Below are 15,413 nucleotides of genomic sequence, written 5' to 3'. Positions count from 1 at the left end.
CAGCATCACACTTCAGAACGTCTCGAAGACCTTTGGCGAAGTCTCGGTCATCCCCTCGATCGACCTCGAGATCAACAATGGTGAATTTGCGGTCTTTGTCGGCCCCTCCGGTTGTGGCAAGTCGACACTGCTGCGTCTGATCGCCGGCCTCGAAGATGCATCGGGTGGCAAGATCCTGATCGACGGCAAGGACGCGACAGATCTGGCGCCGTCGCAGCGTGGACTTGCCATGGTCTTCCAGTCCTATGCGCTTTACCCGCATATGAGCGTGCGCTCGAATATCGGCTTTCCGCTGAAGATGGCGAAGATGGACAAGGCCGAGATCGACCGGAAGGTCGAGGAAGCGGCCAAGATCCTCAACTTGACGGACTATCTCGAACGCAAGCCACGCAACCTCTCGGGTGGCCAGCGCCAGCGCGTCGCCATCGGCCGCGCCATTGTCCGCTCGCCGGAATGCTTCCTGTTCGACGAACCCCTGTCGAACCTCGATGCGGCGCTGCGCGTCAACATGCGGCTCGAAATCTCCGAACTGCACCAGAAGCTGAAGGCGACATCGATCTATGTAACCCATGACCAGGTCGAAGCGATGACCATGGCCGACAAGATCGTCGTGCTCAACAAGGGTCGTATCGAGCAGGTCGGCTCTCCCCTCGACCTTTATCGTAGCCCGCGCAACCTGTTCGTGGCCGGCTTCATCGGCTCGCCGAAGATGAACCTGATCAGCGGTCCCAAGGCCTTGGAAAAGGGCGCCCATACGATGGGGGTTCGGCCTGAGCACATGACGCTGTCGACGACCGAAGGCGCCTGGAAGGGCAAGGTCACGGTCGCCGAGCATCTGGGCTCCGACACCTTCCTGCACATCGCCACTGAAGAGTTCGGCACGATTACCGCACGCTGCAGCGGAGAAATGCCGGTCCGTCATGGCGACATCGTCTATGCGACGCCTGACCAGAATCGCATCCATCGCTTCGACGACAAGGGAATGGCCCTATGAGCACGAGGCTTTCGGGCAAATCCGCGCTGATCACGGGTTCCGCGCGAGGGATCGGGCGCGCCTTTGCTGAAGCCTATGTCCGGGAAGGCGCGACTGTCGCGATCGCCGACATCGATCTTGCACGCGCCGAAAAGACCGCAGCAGAGATCGGTCCCCAGGCTTATGCAGTCCAGCTCGACGTTACCGACCAGGCCTCGATCGAGGCTGCGATCCGGACCGTGGAAGAGCGTCAGGGCGGTCTCGACATCCTTGTCAACAATGCAGCGCTTTTCGACCTCGCGCCGATCGTGGAGATCACGCGGGCAAGCTATGACCGCCTTTTCTCGATCAATGTCGCCGGCACGCTGTTCATGATGCAGGCGGCGGCACGATCGATGATCGGACGGGGCCAGGGCGGAAAGATCATCAACATGGCGAGCCAGGCCGGGCGGCGCGGGGAAGCGCTGGTCGCGGTCTATTGCGCGACCAAGGCAGCCGTCATTTCGCTGACGCAGTCGGCGGGCCTCGACCTGATCAAGCACGGCATCAACGTCAATGCGATTGCACCAGGTGTGGTGGACGGCGAGCATTGGGATGGTGTGGATGCCCTCTTTGCGAAGCATGAAAAGCGGCCCCTCGGCGAGAAGAAGAAGCTGGTCGGCGCAGAGGTTCCGTTCGGTCGCATGGGCCGGGCGGAGGACCTGACCGGCATGGCCATCTTCCTCGCCTCGGCGGAGGCCGATTACATCGTTGCCCAGACCTACAATGTCGACGGCGGAAACTGGATGAGCTGACGGCTCTTGCGGCCCCAAGCCAAGGAATGCACCCATGACGACCAAACTCTCGCTTGCAACTCTCGCAGACATCGGCGATCGGGCGTCCCTGCCCTCCTATCGCCGGGAGGATATCCGTCCCGGAATCCTGCATTTCGGCGTCGGCAACTTCCACCGCGCGCATATGGCGATCTATCTGCATGAGCTCTTCAACAAGGGGCGCGATCTCGATTGGGGCATCATCGGCGCGGGCGTCATGGCATCGGACCAGCGGATGCGGGACAAGCTGAAAGCGCAGGACTTTTTGACCACTGTCGTCGAACAGGATAGCGACCGGTCGGCCGCGACCATCACCGGGCCGATGCTGGACGTGATCACCGCGCCCGATTTCGACAAGATCATCGAGACGCTCGCCTCTCCTGAAATCCGGATCGTCTCGCTGACGATCACGGAGGGCGGCTATTTCATCGATCCCGCCACGGGCAAGTTCGATCCTGATCATCCCGCAATCGTTGCCGATGCACAGGACCCTTCCAACCCCAAGACCGTATTCGGCCTCATCATTGCCGGTCTCAAAACGCGTCGTGCCGCCGGCGCGCCTGCCTTCACCGTCATGTGCTGCGACAACATTCCGGGCAATGGCGAAGTGACCGAGGCGACGGTTTGCGGGCTTGCACGCCTTTCCGATCCTGAATTTGCCGACTGGATCCACCACAATGTCGCCTTTCCGAACTCCATGGTCGATCGCATCACGCCGGCGACCGGCCAACGGGAGATCGATATCACGCGGGAAAGCTATGGCATTGAGGACGGCTGGCCCGTGTTCTGCGAAGGCTTCAAGCAATGGGTGCTGGAGGACAAGTTTCCGCTCGGCCGCCCGTCGCTTGAAGACGTTGGTGTCACCTTCGTGCCTGACGTCGCCCCCTATGAGCTGATGAAGCTGCGGATCCTGAACGGTGGCCATGCAGCCATCGCCTATCCGGCGGCGCTCATGGACATTCATTTCGTCCACGAATCCATGGAAAACCCGTTGATCCGGGCCTTCCTCGCCAAGCTGGAGAACGAGGAAATCATCCCAGTCGTGCCGCCTGTGCCGAACACGAGCCTGCAGGACTATTTCACCCTGATCGAGACCCGGTTTTCCAATCCAAAGATCGGCGACACCATCCCGCGTCTGGCGCAGGACGGGTCGAACCGGCAACCAAAATTCATCCTGCCTTCGACCGGGGATCGCCTGGCTAGTGGCCTAGACGTGCAAGGGCTAGCCCTGGTGTCGGCACTATGGTGCCGCTATTTCGAGGGCACAAGCGATGGCGGCCAGGCGATTGTGTTCAACGACCCGAGCGCCGACAGACTGCATGCGGCGGCGGTGGCTTCCCGCACCGATCCGATGGCCTTCATCGGTCTTGCGGATATCTTCGGGTCTGTGGGTGCGGATCCCCGTTTCCGGAAGCGTTATGGAGAGGCGATCGACAGCTTGCGAAGCCATGGCGCCGCCGCTACGCTTCAACGCTATATCGACGGAACCCTTGCAAGCTGAGTGACCATGGACCCCCAGATCCGCCTTGTGATCTTCGACTGTGATGGGGTGCTCGTCGATAGCGAGGGGATCGCACTCGAGGTGCTCGTCGAGGCTCTGGCGAAAAAGGGGGTTTCACTGACAACCGAAGGAGCGGCCGACCGCTTTTTGGGGCGCAGTCTCGGCTCGCTCGCGGACGCGGTGCAATCGGAATTCGGCGTCGAGATCGACCCGCCCTTTCTGGCTGGCATGCGAGAGGTTCTTTACACACGGTTTCGTGCGGAGTTGAAACCTCTCCCGGGCGTCGCGGCAGCCATCGACGCACTGAAGACAGAGAAGGTCGCCTGCTGCGTGGCCTCTTCCAGCCAGCGTGAACGGATCGAACTGTCCCTGTCGGTAACCGGGCTACTTCCTCAGCTAACCCCACATATCTTCAGCGCCACTATGGTGGAAAACGGCAAGCCTGCGCCGGATCTCTTTCTGCATGCGGCCGCAGAAATGGGCGTGTCGCCCTCCGCGTGCCTGGTCATCGAGGACAGCCCCGCCGGTATCAGTGCAGCCCAGGCCGCCGGCATGCGGGTTCTGGCTTTTACCGGAGGATCGCATACCCACCATGCGAGCTACCGGGAGGCGTTGACGCTTCTCAAAGCCGACGCGCAGTTTGACGCCATGGAGAATTTGCTCCACTTTGCCCTCGGAGCGAGGAGACCGGAAGATCTGACTGATGCGTGAGCACCTCTTGGCCGTGGATGTTGGCACAGGCAGTGCACGGGCCGGGGTGTTTAATCTCAGCGGTCGCCAGCTCGCGCGTTGTGTCGTGCCAATCAGCGTTCATCATTCGCTCCCCAATCATATGGAGCAGGACAGCGACGAGATCTGGTCTGCAGTCTGCTCGGCAGTCAGGGCGGCCCTCCTCGAGAGTGGTATCAGCGCAGAGACCGTACTTTCCATCGGGTTCGATGCGACCTGCTCCCTGGTGGTGCGGGATCGTGAGGGGAAGCCGATTTCCATTTCGGCAACGGGCAGCCCCGGCCTCGACACCATTCTATGGATGGATCATCGGGCGATCGCAGAAATGGAAACTTGCAATGCGACGCCCGATCCCGTGCTGGACCGCTTCGGTGGCCGCCTCTCGGTCGAGATGCAGATCCCGAAGCTGCTCTGGCTGAAGACGCATCGCCCGGAGCTCTGGGCCACCTGCGGGCAGATCTTCGATCTTTGCGATTACCTGACATGGCGCGCCTCGGGCTCCGGCGAACGCAGTCATTCAGCGCTCGCGTCAAAGTGGGGCTATACGCCCGTAGCGCCCGGCGAGCCGCCTCTCGATTACTACCGGAAAATCGGGCTCGCGGATGTCATGGAGCGGGCAGGTCTGCCGTCGCGGTCCACGCCGCCGGGTGAGGCCATTGGCACTCTGACGGCGCAGAGCGCCGCAGAGCTCGGTCTCGACGAACAATGCCTGGTGGCGCCCGGTCTCATCGATGCCTATGCCGGAACGGTCGGTCTGTTTGCGGCGGGAGTTCGGCCTGACGTATCGTTGTCGGCGGAGGCCGTGCTGATCGCGGGAACCTCGAGTTGCATCGTGCGGCTGAGCCAAGAGCCCGTTTCAGGGCCTGGATGCTGGGGTGGGTTTCGCGATGCTGCCGTTGCAGGGCTCTGGCTGACAGAGGCCGGGCAATCTGCTTCAGGCGCTTTTCTCGACCACATTTTGAAGCTTCATCCTGCCGGCGGCACACCGATGAAAGCGCGACACCGCGCGATCCTCGACGCCATCTCCCAGCATCTTGCCGAAGAGGGATCCGACTTCGGACTGCCGATCACCGTCTTGCCCGATCTGCACGGAACCCGCTCGCCGCTCTCCGATCCCCTGTTGACTGGAACCATTGCCGGGATAGGCCTCGATCAGAGCCTTGTGTCCTTGCACAAACTCTATTGGCGTAGCTGCGTGGCGCTTGCCTGCAGCATCCGGCACATTATCGAGCACCAACCGCATCGCGCAGGTGTACCGCGGCAATTGTTACTGGCGGGCGGACTTGCCGACCATCCGCTTCTGTCGCAACTGTATGCCGACGCAACCGGATGCGATGTGTGGGTGCCAAAGGATTGCGATGCGGTGCTGCTCGGTTGCGCGCTTCACGCCGCAGTTGCGGCCGGCGCATTCTCATCCGTCGAAGAGGCGGGAACAGCGATGCAGTTTGCCATGGCGCATTTTCCGCCTTCGCCGAGGCGCCAGGCCGCTCTGGCGCGAGATCATGCGCTCCTCAAGGCCATGATGCGCCACCGTGACGAGTTGGCAGCGCTTGCCTCGTCTCCGGACCAGACCTCGGCTCCGCTTCACAAGGCCCGATGATCCGCATCTGCCCGGGGCTTGGCTCCCGCGTTGCTCTCGCATTTTCTCACGACGGCACCGCTTGCGCTGACACTTAAATCCTGCCATGTTGCCTATACAACTTGACAAGGTTTCACGATGAACATTGCTCAGACGCTGTTTTGTGAAAGGGTTCACCTGGCGGAAGGCTGGGCCTCCGACGTCTCGATCGGGATCGATGATGACGGGATTATCGTCGGCATTCAGCCCGACGCCGCCTGTGGCGCGGACGCGACTCGTTTGGCCGGACCTGTCGTTCCGGCCCTGCAGAACCTGCATTCTCATGCCTTTCAACGCGCCATGGCCGGCCTTGCCGAGCAAGCGGGCTCGACGGATGACAGCTTCTGGACATGGCGGGAGACCATGTATGGGCTGGTCAATCGCATGTCGCCTGACGATGTCGAGGTCGTGGCGACGAAGTTGTATAGTGAACTTCTTAAAGGTGGCTTCGGGCATGTCGTGGAGTTCCATTATTTCCACCATGCGATTTCGGATCTTGGCCGATCCGACGGACTGGAAATGTCAGTCCGTATTCTACGTTCGGCCGAGACTGCCGGGATCGGCCTGACGCATCTGCCTGTCTTCTACGCCCATGCGGGCTTCGGTGGCACCGCTCCCAATGCAGGACAGCGACCGTTCATTCATGGCGTGGACAGTTTTCTCACCTTGCTCGACCAGCTGGAGCCGGAATGCCGTTCTGCCGGCGCGCGCCTCGGTCTCGCCATTCATTCGCTCCGGGCCGCCACGCCGGACGAGATGCGTGCCGTGCTTTCGGCAGAGCGCACCGCCGGCCCCATCCATATCCACGTCGCCGAGCAGGAGCGCGAGGTCGAGGACTGCCTCGCCTGGAGCGGGCGCCGGCCGGTGAGTTATCTGCTCGACGAGTTCCCTGTCGATGACAGGTGGTGCGCAATCCATGCGACACACATGACAACAGAGGAAACGGCACGCCTTGCCAGATCGGGCGCCGTGGCCGGCCTTTGCCCGGCGACCGAGGCCAATCTCGGCGATGGCATCTTTCCCGCCACGGATTTTGTCGGCCATGGCGGGCGGCTGGGTATCGGCACGGACAGCCATGTCGCGACCTCGGTGGCCGAGGAATTACGGTTGCTCGAATATGGCCAGAGGCTGCGTGATAGGCGTCGGAACCGCGTCGTGTCCGGTCCGGGCGCCTCGGTCGGCCGTACTCTTCTCGATGCAAGCCTTGCGGGCGGCGCACAGGCGGCGGGGCTTGCGGTGAGCGGCCTCCGTGTCGGTGCCCGAGCGGATCTCGTGGTGCTCGATGGAGCAAACCCCTTCATTGCAGCGGCCAAAGACGATCAAATTCTTGATCGCTGGATCTTCGCGCTCGGCAATGAGGCGGTTCGCGACGTGATGGTTCGGGGAAAATTCGTCGTGGAGCAAGGACGGCATCATTTCGAAGAAACCATCGATCGAAACTTTGAACGGGTCCTCAGGACGCTGGCCGCCTGAATTAGTCGGCTAAGTATTTTCTATATTGAGACTTGAAGCGAACCCCGTTTGTTCATGCCGAGAAGAGGAAACCCTGATGCCTGATACCATCGTTCTCGACACGGCGCTTACCTCCGGCGAGATCGCGGCCGTTGCTGGCGGCGCGCATCTCGTTCTGGGTGAGCCCGCTCGCCGCCGCATCGAAAAAGCGCGGTCGATCGTCAATGCTCTGGTCGACCAGGGTAGCCGTGGATACGGGATCAATACCGGTGTCGGCGCCTTGTGCGATGTGGTCATCGGGCGCGAGGACCAATCGGCGCTGTCACGCAACCTGCTGTTCAGCCATGCTTGTGGCGTGGGCGAACCGCTTGGCCGGGTTGAGACCCGCGCTATCATGGCGGCCCAGATCAATAACTTCGCCCATGGATATTCGGGCGTGCGGCTGGAGATCGTCGATGCACTTCTCGCCCTGCTGAACAACGACATGCTGCCCTTGATCCCCTCAAGAGGCTCCGTCGGTTATTTGACCCATGCGGCCGCCATCGGCCTCGTCCTGATCGGCGCAGGCGAATGCCGGCATGGCAACAAGATCCTATCAGGAGCGGAAGCCTTACAAACGCTTGGGTTGAAGCCGCTCGTTCTGCAGGCCAAGGAGGGCTTGAGCCTCGTCAACGGAACCCCCTGCGCGACAGGGCTTGCGTCTCTGGCCGTTACTCGGCTCTCACAGCTGGCCGACTGGGCCGATGCGGCAGCGGCGATGACCTATGAAAACCTCGGTGCCCAGAACGATCCCTTTGCGGAGATGCCACTGGCCTTGCGTAAATCCGAGGGGCTGCAACAGGTGGGACACAATCTGCGCAGCCTCCTGGCCGGAAGTGCGATTCTCGCCGAAGCCGCGGGCAAGCGGACCCAGGATCCGCTCAGCCTTCGGGCCGTGCCGCATGTGCATGGGGCTGTCCGAGACGCACTCTTGCAGGTTAGCACCGTTGTCGATCGCGAACTTGCGAGCGTCACGGACAATCCTATTGTCAGCGGCTCGCCCGAAGCACCCGAGGTGCATTCGCAGGCGCATGCTGTCGGTGCGGCGCTCGGGCTTGCCATGGACAATCTCGCCACGGCCGCCGCCGAACTGGCAGCCATTTCCGAGCGGCGCATCGACCGGCTCGTGAACCCGCTGGTCAGCGGGCTACCGGCCTTCCTCGCCTCCGGCAGCGGCGTCGAATCCGGCTTCATGATCATCCAGTACACGGCGGCGGCGCTGGTCGCTGAAAACCGTCGTCTCGCCATGCCGGCCAGCCTCGACGGCGGGATCACCTCGGCGCTGCAGGAGGATATCCTGACCCACGCGACGCCGGCTGCAGCCAAGGCGCTGGCAATCCTCGACAATCTGGAAACGGTGCTTGCGATTGAGCTGGCGGCCGCCGCACAAGCCTATGATCTGCAGCCATCGTCTGCCGGAAAGGCTGACATGACGGGAGCACTCTACCGGCGTGTACGAAGCGAAACCGCTTTCTTCCGAGATGATCGGCCTCTCAATGTCGAGATCCGAAACGTCCAGCAGATGCTGAAGGCGACGTCCGCTTGGTCCGAAAGCGAGGTCGCATGACGACGGTTATAACCAACGCACGACTGGCCACCATGGCGCCCGACCGGCCCGGGCTCGGCGTGATCGAGAATGGCAGGGTGGTGATCGACGGTGGACAGATCGTCGCCGCCGGAGAAATGAACGAGATCGCGATTCCCGGCGGAGCTGAGGTGATCGACTACGAGGGTCGCTGGGTGACGCCGGGCCTCATCGATTGCCATACGCATCTTGTGCATGCCGGCAATCGCGCAAAAGAGTTCGAGATGCGCCTTGCCGGCGCTTCATATGAAGAGATCGCGCGGGCCGGCGGCGGCATCGTCTCGTCGGTTCGGCAGGTTCGTGAGGCAAGCGAGGCGGATCTGGTTGCGCAGACGCTTCCCCGGCTTGACGCGTTGATCGCCGAGGGCGTGACGACTGTCGAGGTCAAGTCCGGTTATGGGCTGACCGTCGAAAACGAACTCAAGATGCTGCGTGCCGCACGGAAGCTGGCCGAGCAGCGTCAGGTCGCCATCACCACGACCTATCTCGGCGCCCATGCGACCCCCGCTGACTACAAGGGGCGCAATCTCGATTTCATCGAAGAGGTCGTGCTGCCGGGCCTCAAGGCCGCCCAGGCGCAAGGGCTGGTCGATGCGGTGGATGGGTTCTGTGAAGGCATCGCATTTTCGCCCGACGAAATGCGGCTTGTCTTCAATGAGGCCCGCTCGCTTGGTCTTCCGGTGAAGCTGCATGCGGATCAGTTGTCGAACCTTCAGGGCGCGGCCCTTGCAGCCGAATATCAGGGCCTTTCGGCCGACCATCTGGAATACACGGATGAGGAAGGTGCTGCTGCGATGACCCGGGCCGGAACCGTGGCAGTGTTGCTGCCCGGAGCCTACTACTTCATTCGCGAGACTAAGAAGCCGCCGATCGAGCTCTTCCGCAAACACGGGACTGCCATGGCTCTTGCCACGGACTGCAATCCCGGCACCTCGCCGCTGACCTCGCTGCTGCTGACCATGAACATGGCCGCCACGCTGTTTCACATGACGGTCGAGGAATGTCTTCTCGGCATCACCCGCAATGCCGCCCGCGCGCTCGGGCGTCTCGATACGGTCGGCACCATCGAGGTCGGCAAACGGGCCGACCTTGCCATCTGGTCGGTTGAGAGCCCGGCGGAGCTTGTCTACCGCATCGGTTTCAATCCGCTGCATCAGCGCATCTGGAACGGCCACATCACCAAAGGAATTCTGTCGTGACCATTACGCTTCACCCCGGCCGCGTCTCTCTCGCCGAACTGGCTCAGATCTACTGGAGCGGCGAAAGTGCCGTACTCGACCGCAGCTTCGACGCGGGGATCGAGAAGGCAGCAGCACGGATTGCGGAAATCGCTGCCGGCAACGAGCCGGTCTACGGTATCAATACCGGCTTCGGCAAACTCGCCTCGATCAAGATCGATGCGGCTGACACGGAGACGCTACAGCGCAATCTCATCCTCTCGCATTGCTGCGGCGTGGGCCAGCCGCTGGGCGCCAACATCGTCCGGCTGATCATGGCGCTCAAGCTGATCTCGCTCGGTCGCGGCGCCTCTGGTGTCCGCCTGGAACTGGTGCGCCTGATTGAAGGCATGCTGGACAAGGGCGTCACCCCGCTCATTCCCGAAAAGGGCTCCGTCGGCGCGTCCGGCGATCTTGCACCGCTCGCCCATATGGCGGCCGTGATGATGGGCGAGGCGGAGGCCTTTTATCAGGGCGAACGGCTCACCGGCGCCGTGGCGTTGAAGCGTGCGGGGCTGACGCCCGTCGTGCTGGCGGCCAAGGAAGGTCTGGCGCTGATCAACGGCACGCAGGCCTCGACGGCGTTGGCGCTGGCCGGCCTCTTCCGTGCCCATCGTGCCGCACAGGCAGCACTGATCACCGGTGCGCTCTCGACCGACGCCGCGATGGGATCCTCGGCGCCTTTCACGGCCGACATTCACACACTGCGCGGTCACAAGGGGCAGATTGATACGGCGGCCGCCTTGCGTGGGCTGCTCGCCGGCTCCGTCATCCGGGAAAGCCACTTGGAAGGCGACGAGCGGGTGCAGGATCCCTATTGCATTCGCTGCCAGCCGCAGGTCGACGGTGCCTGCCTTGATCTGCTGCGCATGACGGGTCGGACACTCGAGATCGAAGCGAATGCCGTCACCGACAATCCGCTCGTGCTTTCCGATATGAGCGTCGTCTCGGGCGGCAACTTCCACGCCGAGCCTGTGGCATTCGCTGCTGACCAGATCGCGATTGCCGTCTGCGAAATCGGTGCAATTGCACAACGGCGCATCGCGCTGCTGGTCGATCCGGCCCTGTCCTACGGCCTGCCGGCCTTCCTCGCCAAGAAGCCGGGCCTCAATTCCGGTTTGATGATCGCGGAGGTCACGTCGGCAGCACTGATGAGCGAAAATAAGCAGATGGCCCATCCGGCCTCGGTCGATTCAACGCCGACGTCGGCCAATCAGGAAGACCATGTCTCGATGGCCTGCCATGGCGCACGGCGCCTGCTGCAGATGACCGACAACCTCTTCTCGATCATCGGCATCGAGGCGCTGACGGCAGCACAGGGCGTGGAGTTCCGCAGTCCGCTGACGACAAGCCCGGAACTGCAACGGGTGATCTCCACCTTGCGTGCCCATGTCGCCACCCTGGAGGAGGACCGCTACATGGCGCCGGATCTAGAGGCTGCCGGTCGTCTGGTCGCAGACGGGACCCTGGTTTCGGCCGTGTCCGCCGGGTTGTTGCCGGGGCTGGAGGGGTGACATGGCCGTCTTCGATGTCAAGCAAGGCAGCTCGCCCGTCATCCTTGCCTTTCCGCATACGGGCACGGACGTACCACCTGCGATCCGGGATCGCCTCAACGAGAACGGACAGCTGCTCGCTGATACCGACTGGCATATCCATGAGCTCTATGCCGGTCTTCTGCCGGATGCGACGACGGTCCGCGCTACCTTCCATCGTTATGTGATCGATGCGAACCGCGACCCTGATGGCGTGAGCCTCTATCCGGGGCAGAACACCACCGGACTCGTGCCGGAAACAGATTTCGACGGGGTTGGCATCTGGAGGCAAGGCGAGGAACCGACGAGTAAAGACATAGCGGATCGGCTGGCAGACTTTCATGCGCCCTATCATGCGGCGCTGAAGGCTGAAATCGAGCGTGTGAAGGCGATGCATGGCATGGCAGTGCTCTATGACTGCCATTCGATCCGTTCGTTGATCCCCTTCCTGTTTGAAGGGCCTCTGCCGGACTTCAATATCGGCACGGACATGGGCCGCACCTGCGATGCCAGGATCGAAAAAGCCGCCGCCGAGATCGCCGGTCGGGCCGAGGGATACACGTCTGTGGTCAACGGGCGCTTCAAGGGCGGCTGGACGACACGTCATTACGGACGGCCGGACACCGGCGTGCACGCCATCCAAATGGAACTGGCGCAGGGCACACACCTCGCCACCGAAGCACTACCCTTCGCCTATGACGCCGGGAAGGCAGAGGCGCTGCGACGCAATCTCAAGGACATTCTGACAACCATCGAAGCCATCGCGCTCGATCTGAAACGCTGAGGAGCGAGGACCATGAGCAATCCCAGACACAATATCCGCGACGTCCGCGCCGCCACCGGAACCGAACTCTCGGCCAAGAGCTGGATGACGGAAGCGCCGCTCCGCATGCTGATGAACAATCTCGACCCTGACGTCGCCGAGCGACCGCACGAGCTGGTCGTCTATGGTGGCATCGGCCGCGCCGCGCGCACCTGGGAAGATTTCGACCGGATCGTCGAGACGCTGAAGACGCTGACCGAGGAAGAGACGCTGATCGTGCAGTCGGGCAAGCCGGTCGGCGTGTTTCGCACCCACAAGGATGCGCCGCGCGTGCTGATCGCCAATTCCAACCTCGTGCCGCATTGGGCGACCTGGGACCACTTCAACGAGCTGGATAAGAAGGGGCTCGCCATGTACGGCCAGATGACCGCCGGCTCGTGGATCTATATCGGGACCCAAGGCATCGTGCAGGGGACCTATGAGACCTTCGTGGAAGCCGGGCGCCAGCACTACAACGGCAATCTCACGGGCAAGTGGATCCTGACGGGTGGCCTCGGCGGTATGGGCGGCGCCCAGCCGCTCGCCGCCGTCATGGCCGGCGCCTGCTGCCTTGCCGTCGAATGCGACGAGACCCGCATCGATTTCCGCCTGCGCACCCGTTACGTCGATGCCAAGGCGCATACCCTGGACGAGGCGCTCGCGCTGATCGATCAGTGGACCAAGGCGGGCGAAGCGAAATCCGTCGGCCTGGTCGGCAATGCCGCCGAGATCTTCCCGGAGCTCGTGCGTCGCGGCGTGCGCCCCGACATCGTTACAGACCAGACGTCGGCCCACGACCCGATCCATGGCTATCTGCCGCTCGGCTGGACGGTGGCCGAATGGCGGGCGAAGCAGGAGAGCGATCCGAAAGCGGTGGAAGTCGCCGCCCGCGCCTCGATGAAGACCCATGTGCAGGCCATGGTCGACTTCTGGAACAGAGGCATTCCGACGCTCGACTACGGCAACAACATCCGCCAGATCGCCAAGGAAGAGGGCTTCGAGAATGCCTTTGCCTTCCCAGGTTTCGTGCCGGCCTATATCCGCCCTCTGTTCTGCCGCGGCATCGGCCCCTTCCGCTGGGCGGCGCTGTCCGGCGATCCGGAGGATATCTACAAGACGGATGCCAAGGTGAAGGAGCTGCTGCCCGACAACAAGCATCTGCACAACTGGCTGGACATGGCGCGCGAGCGCATTGCCTTCCAGGGCCTGCCGGCGCGCATCTGCTGGGTCGGCCTCGGCGATCGCCACAAGCTCGGCCTCGCCTTCAACGAGATGGTGCGCAATGGCGAGCTGAAGGCACCCGTCGTCATCGGTCGCGACCATCTCGATTCCGGTTCGGTCGCCTCGCCCAACCGCGAGACGGAAGCGATGAAGGACGGCTCGGACGCCGTGTCCGACTGGCCGCTTCTGAACGCTTTGCTCAACTGCGCTTCGGGTGCGACATGGGTGTCGCTGCATCATGGTGGCGGTGTCGGCATGGGCTTCAGCCAACACTCGGGCATGGTCATCTGCGCCGATGGCACCGATGATGCTGCACGGCGGCTGGAGCGGGTACTCTGGAACGACCCGGCAACCGGCGTCATGCGCCATGCCGATGCGGGCTACGACATCGCGCTCGATTGCGCCAAGGAAAAGGGCCTGCGCCTGCCCGGCATTCTGGGCAATTGAAGGGAAACGGCACGCCCATGTCCATCCGGATCCAGCGCTTTGGCGAACATCGGCAGATGCCCTGGAAAAACGGGCTGGGGATCACCAGCGAGGTGATCTCAAGGCCTGCTTCGGATGGATCCGGCGGGTTCGACTGGCGGATCAGCCTCGCGACCGTCGGGGCCTCCGGTCCGTTCTCGATCTTTGCCGGGATCGACAGGACGATTGCCGTTCTCAAGGGCGACGGCATGCAGTTGACGGTCGACGGCAGACGGGAGCCGCCGCTTCTCGTGGGCTCGCCTCCCTTCGCCTTTTCCGGCGATGCGGAGGTGCAGGCGATTTGTCTGGGTGGGGAGACGCTGGACCTCAACATGATGAGCCGCCGCAGGCGTTTCGTTCATCGCATGACGAAGATCGACGTGTCGGACGTGCAGACGCTTTCGGTAACCACCGATGCCGTCGCTGTCGTCTTCCGAGATGAAGCCCTTGTTGCGATCGATAGCCTGCGATCGGACGTGGGACTCGGTGATGTTCTTGTTGGCCTCGACGGGCCGCTCGAGCTTGCGGTCGAGCCCCGTGGTTCCGGATGCATGCTCTACATCATCGAAGTGACTGCCTGCTCCGGTGAGACACCGGATGCGGAACAGGTTGCCTAGACAAGGCCTCTGCCGATAAAGGGAGCGGCTGAGGCGTTCCGGCAGAGACGAATGCCGATACGCTCCTCAACCATCAAGGTCGACACCATGTCCGAAGAGCAGCCAGGATTTGCACTCCCCGAGGAACGGCGGGACACGCCGCTCTACGAGCAGATGAAATTCGAGATCAAGGCCCGGATCGAGCGCGGCGAGTGGCCGACCAATCATCGCATTCCTTCCGAGAACGAGCTTGTCGAGCTGCTGGGCGTCAGCCGCATGACGGCGCATCGGGCGCTCCGGGAACTCGCCAGCGAAGGCGTGATCATCCGCGTCCAGGGGCGTGGTTCGTTTGTCGCGCCGAAGAAACGCAGCGCCAGCGTGGCGGATGTTCGCAGCATTGCGGACGAAATCGCGGAGCGTGGCGGGCTGCATTCGGCCGAACTCGTGCTGAAACAGGCCGAAGTCTGCGATCACGACCTTGCCGATCGGCTGGAGGTTGCCGCCGGCACGACGGCCTTCCATTCGGTGATCGTGCACAAGGAAGATAATCTTCCGATCCAGCTGGAAGACCGCTTCGTGAATGCGGAAGTCGCGCCTGATTATCTCGAGAGCGATTTTCACTCGATCACGCCGAGTGCCTATCTGAGCTCCATCGCGCCGATCTCGCGCGCCGAGCAGTTCGTCGAGGCGGTGCTCCCACAGCCCTGGGAATGCCGGCTTCTGGCGATTGCGAAATCGGAACCGTGCCTCCAGGTCAGGCGAAGGACCTGGTCAGGCGACCGGTTGGTGACGTCGGTGCGGCTTCTCTATCCCGGCAGCCGCTATAGTTTGGAGAGTTCCTACTAAGCTGAGGAACAGTAGAACATTAGCC

Annotated in this window: 13 protein-coding genes; all 13 read left to right on the top strand. The window is 62.5% G+C overall.

The genetic code is table 11. From position 1 onward, the window contains the following. The coding region (locus E9677_RS24570) for an ABC transporter ATP-binding protein (protein ID WP_136560705.1) at positions 1 to 994 on the top strand (994 nt) is incomplete at its 5' end. Next, entirely contained in the window at positions 991 to 1,767 is a 777-nt protein-coding gene (locus tag E9677_RS24565; protein ID WP_136560704.1) for an L-iditol 2-dehydrogenase, read from the top strand. The genes E9677_RS24570 and E9677_RS24565, both read left to right, overlap by 4 nt. Before the next feature lie 34 nt (positions 1,768 to 1,801). Further along, a complete protein-coding gene (locus E9677_RS24560; RefSeq protein ID WP_136560703.1) occupies positions 1,802 to 3,286 on the top strand; it encodes a mannitol dehydrogenase family protein in 1,485 nt (494 codons plus the stop codon). 6 nt (positions 3,287 to 3,292) lie between these two features. Beyond that, positions 3,293 to 3,997, top strand: coding sequence for an HAD family hydrolase (locus tag E9677_RS24555; RefSeq protein ID WP_136560702.1), 705 nt, complete (start codon positions 3,293 to 3,295; stop codon positions 3,995 to 3,997). Next, positions 3,990 to 5,615, top strand: coding sequence for an FGGY family pentulose kinase (locus E9677_RS24550; protein ID WP_136560701.1), 1,626 nt, complete (start codon positions 3,990 to 3,992; stop codon positions 5,613 to 5,615). The genes E9677_RS24555 and E9677_RS24550 overlap by 8 nt, the downstream gene beginning before the upstream one ends. A gap of 117 nt (positions 5,616 to 5,732) precedes the next feature. Then, on the top strand, positions 5,733 to 7,106 hold the full coding sequence (hutF, locus tag E9677_RS24545; RefSeq protein WP_136560700.1) for a formimidoylglutamate deiminase: 1,374 nt from the start codon (positions 5,733 to 5,735) through the stop codon (positions 7,104 to 7,106). A 76-nt stretch (positions 7,107 to 7,182) separates the two neighbouring features. Beyond that, the gene (locus E9677_RS24540) at positions 7,183 to 8,691 is read left to right on the top strand and encodes an HAL/PAL/TAL family ammonia-lyase (RefSeq protein WP_136560699.1); all 1,509 of its coding nucleotides are present in this window, start codon (positions 7,183 to 7,185) and stop codon (positions 8,689 to 8,691) included. Beyond that, positions 8,688 to 9,908, top strand: coding sequence for an imidazolonepropionase (gene hutI / locus E9677_RS24535; RefSeq protein ID WP_136560698.1), 1,221 nt, complete (start codon positions 8,688 to 8,690; stop codon positions 9,906 to 9,908). The genes E9677_RS24540 and hutI overlap by 4 nt, the downstream gene beginning before the upstream one ends. Continuing rightward, complete coding sequence (hutH, locus tag E9677_RS24530) at positions 9,905 to 11,440, top strand: histidine ammonia-lyase (RefSeq protein ID WP_136560697.1); 1,536 nt, start codon at positions 9,905 to 9,907, stop codon at positions 11,438 to 11,440. Before hutI ends, hutH begins: the two co-directional genes overlap by 4 nt. A gap of 1 nt (position 11,441) precedes the next feature. Further along, positions 11,442 to 12,242: an N-formylglutamate deformylase gene (gene hutG / locus E9677_RS24525; protein ID WP_136560696.1), complete on the top strand. Its 801-nt coding sequence runs from the start codon at positions 11,442 to 11,444 to the stop codon at positions 12,240 to 12,242. A gap of 12 nt (positions 12,243 to 12,254) precedes the next feature. After that, a complete protein-coding gene (hutU, locus tag E9677_RS24520; RefSeq protein WP_136560695.1) occupies positions 12,255 to 13,928 on the top strand; it encodes a urocanate hydratase in 1,674 nt (557 codons plus the stop codon). Positions 13,929 to 13,945: 17 nt separating this feature from the next. Then, entirely contained in the window at positions 13,946 to 14,563 is a 618-nt protein-coding gene (locus E9677_RS24515; RefSeq protein WP_136560694.1) for a HutD/Ves family protein, read from the top strand. Between the two features lie 87 nt (positions 14,564 to 14,650). After that, the gene (gene hutC, locus E9677_RS24510) at positions 14,651 to 15,388 is read left to right on the top strand and encodes a histidine utilization repressor (RefSeq protein ID WP_136560707.1); all 738 of its coding nucleotides are present in this window, start codon (positions 14,651 to 14,653) and stop codon (positions 15,386 to 15,388) included. Positions 15,389 to 15,413 lie beyond the last annotated feature (25 nt).

The organism is Peteryoungia rhizophila, assembly GCF_004912145.1.
Taxonomy (GTDB): Bacteria; Pseudomonadota; Alphaproteobacteria; order Rhizobiales; family Rhizobiaceae; genus Allorhizobium; species Allorhizobium rhizophilum.
Note: the sequence above shows the minus strand (reverse complement) of the source record. Positions and strands in the feature narration are given on the sequence as shown.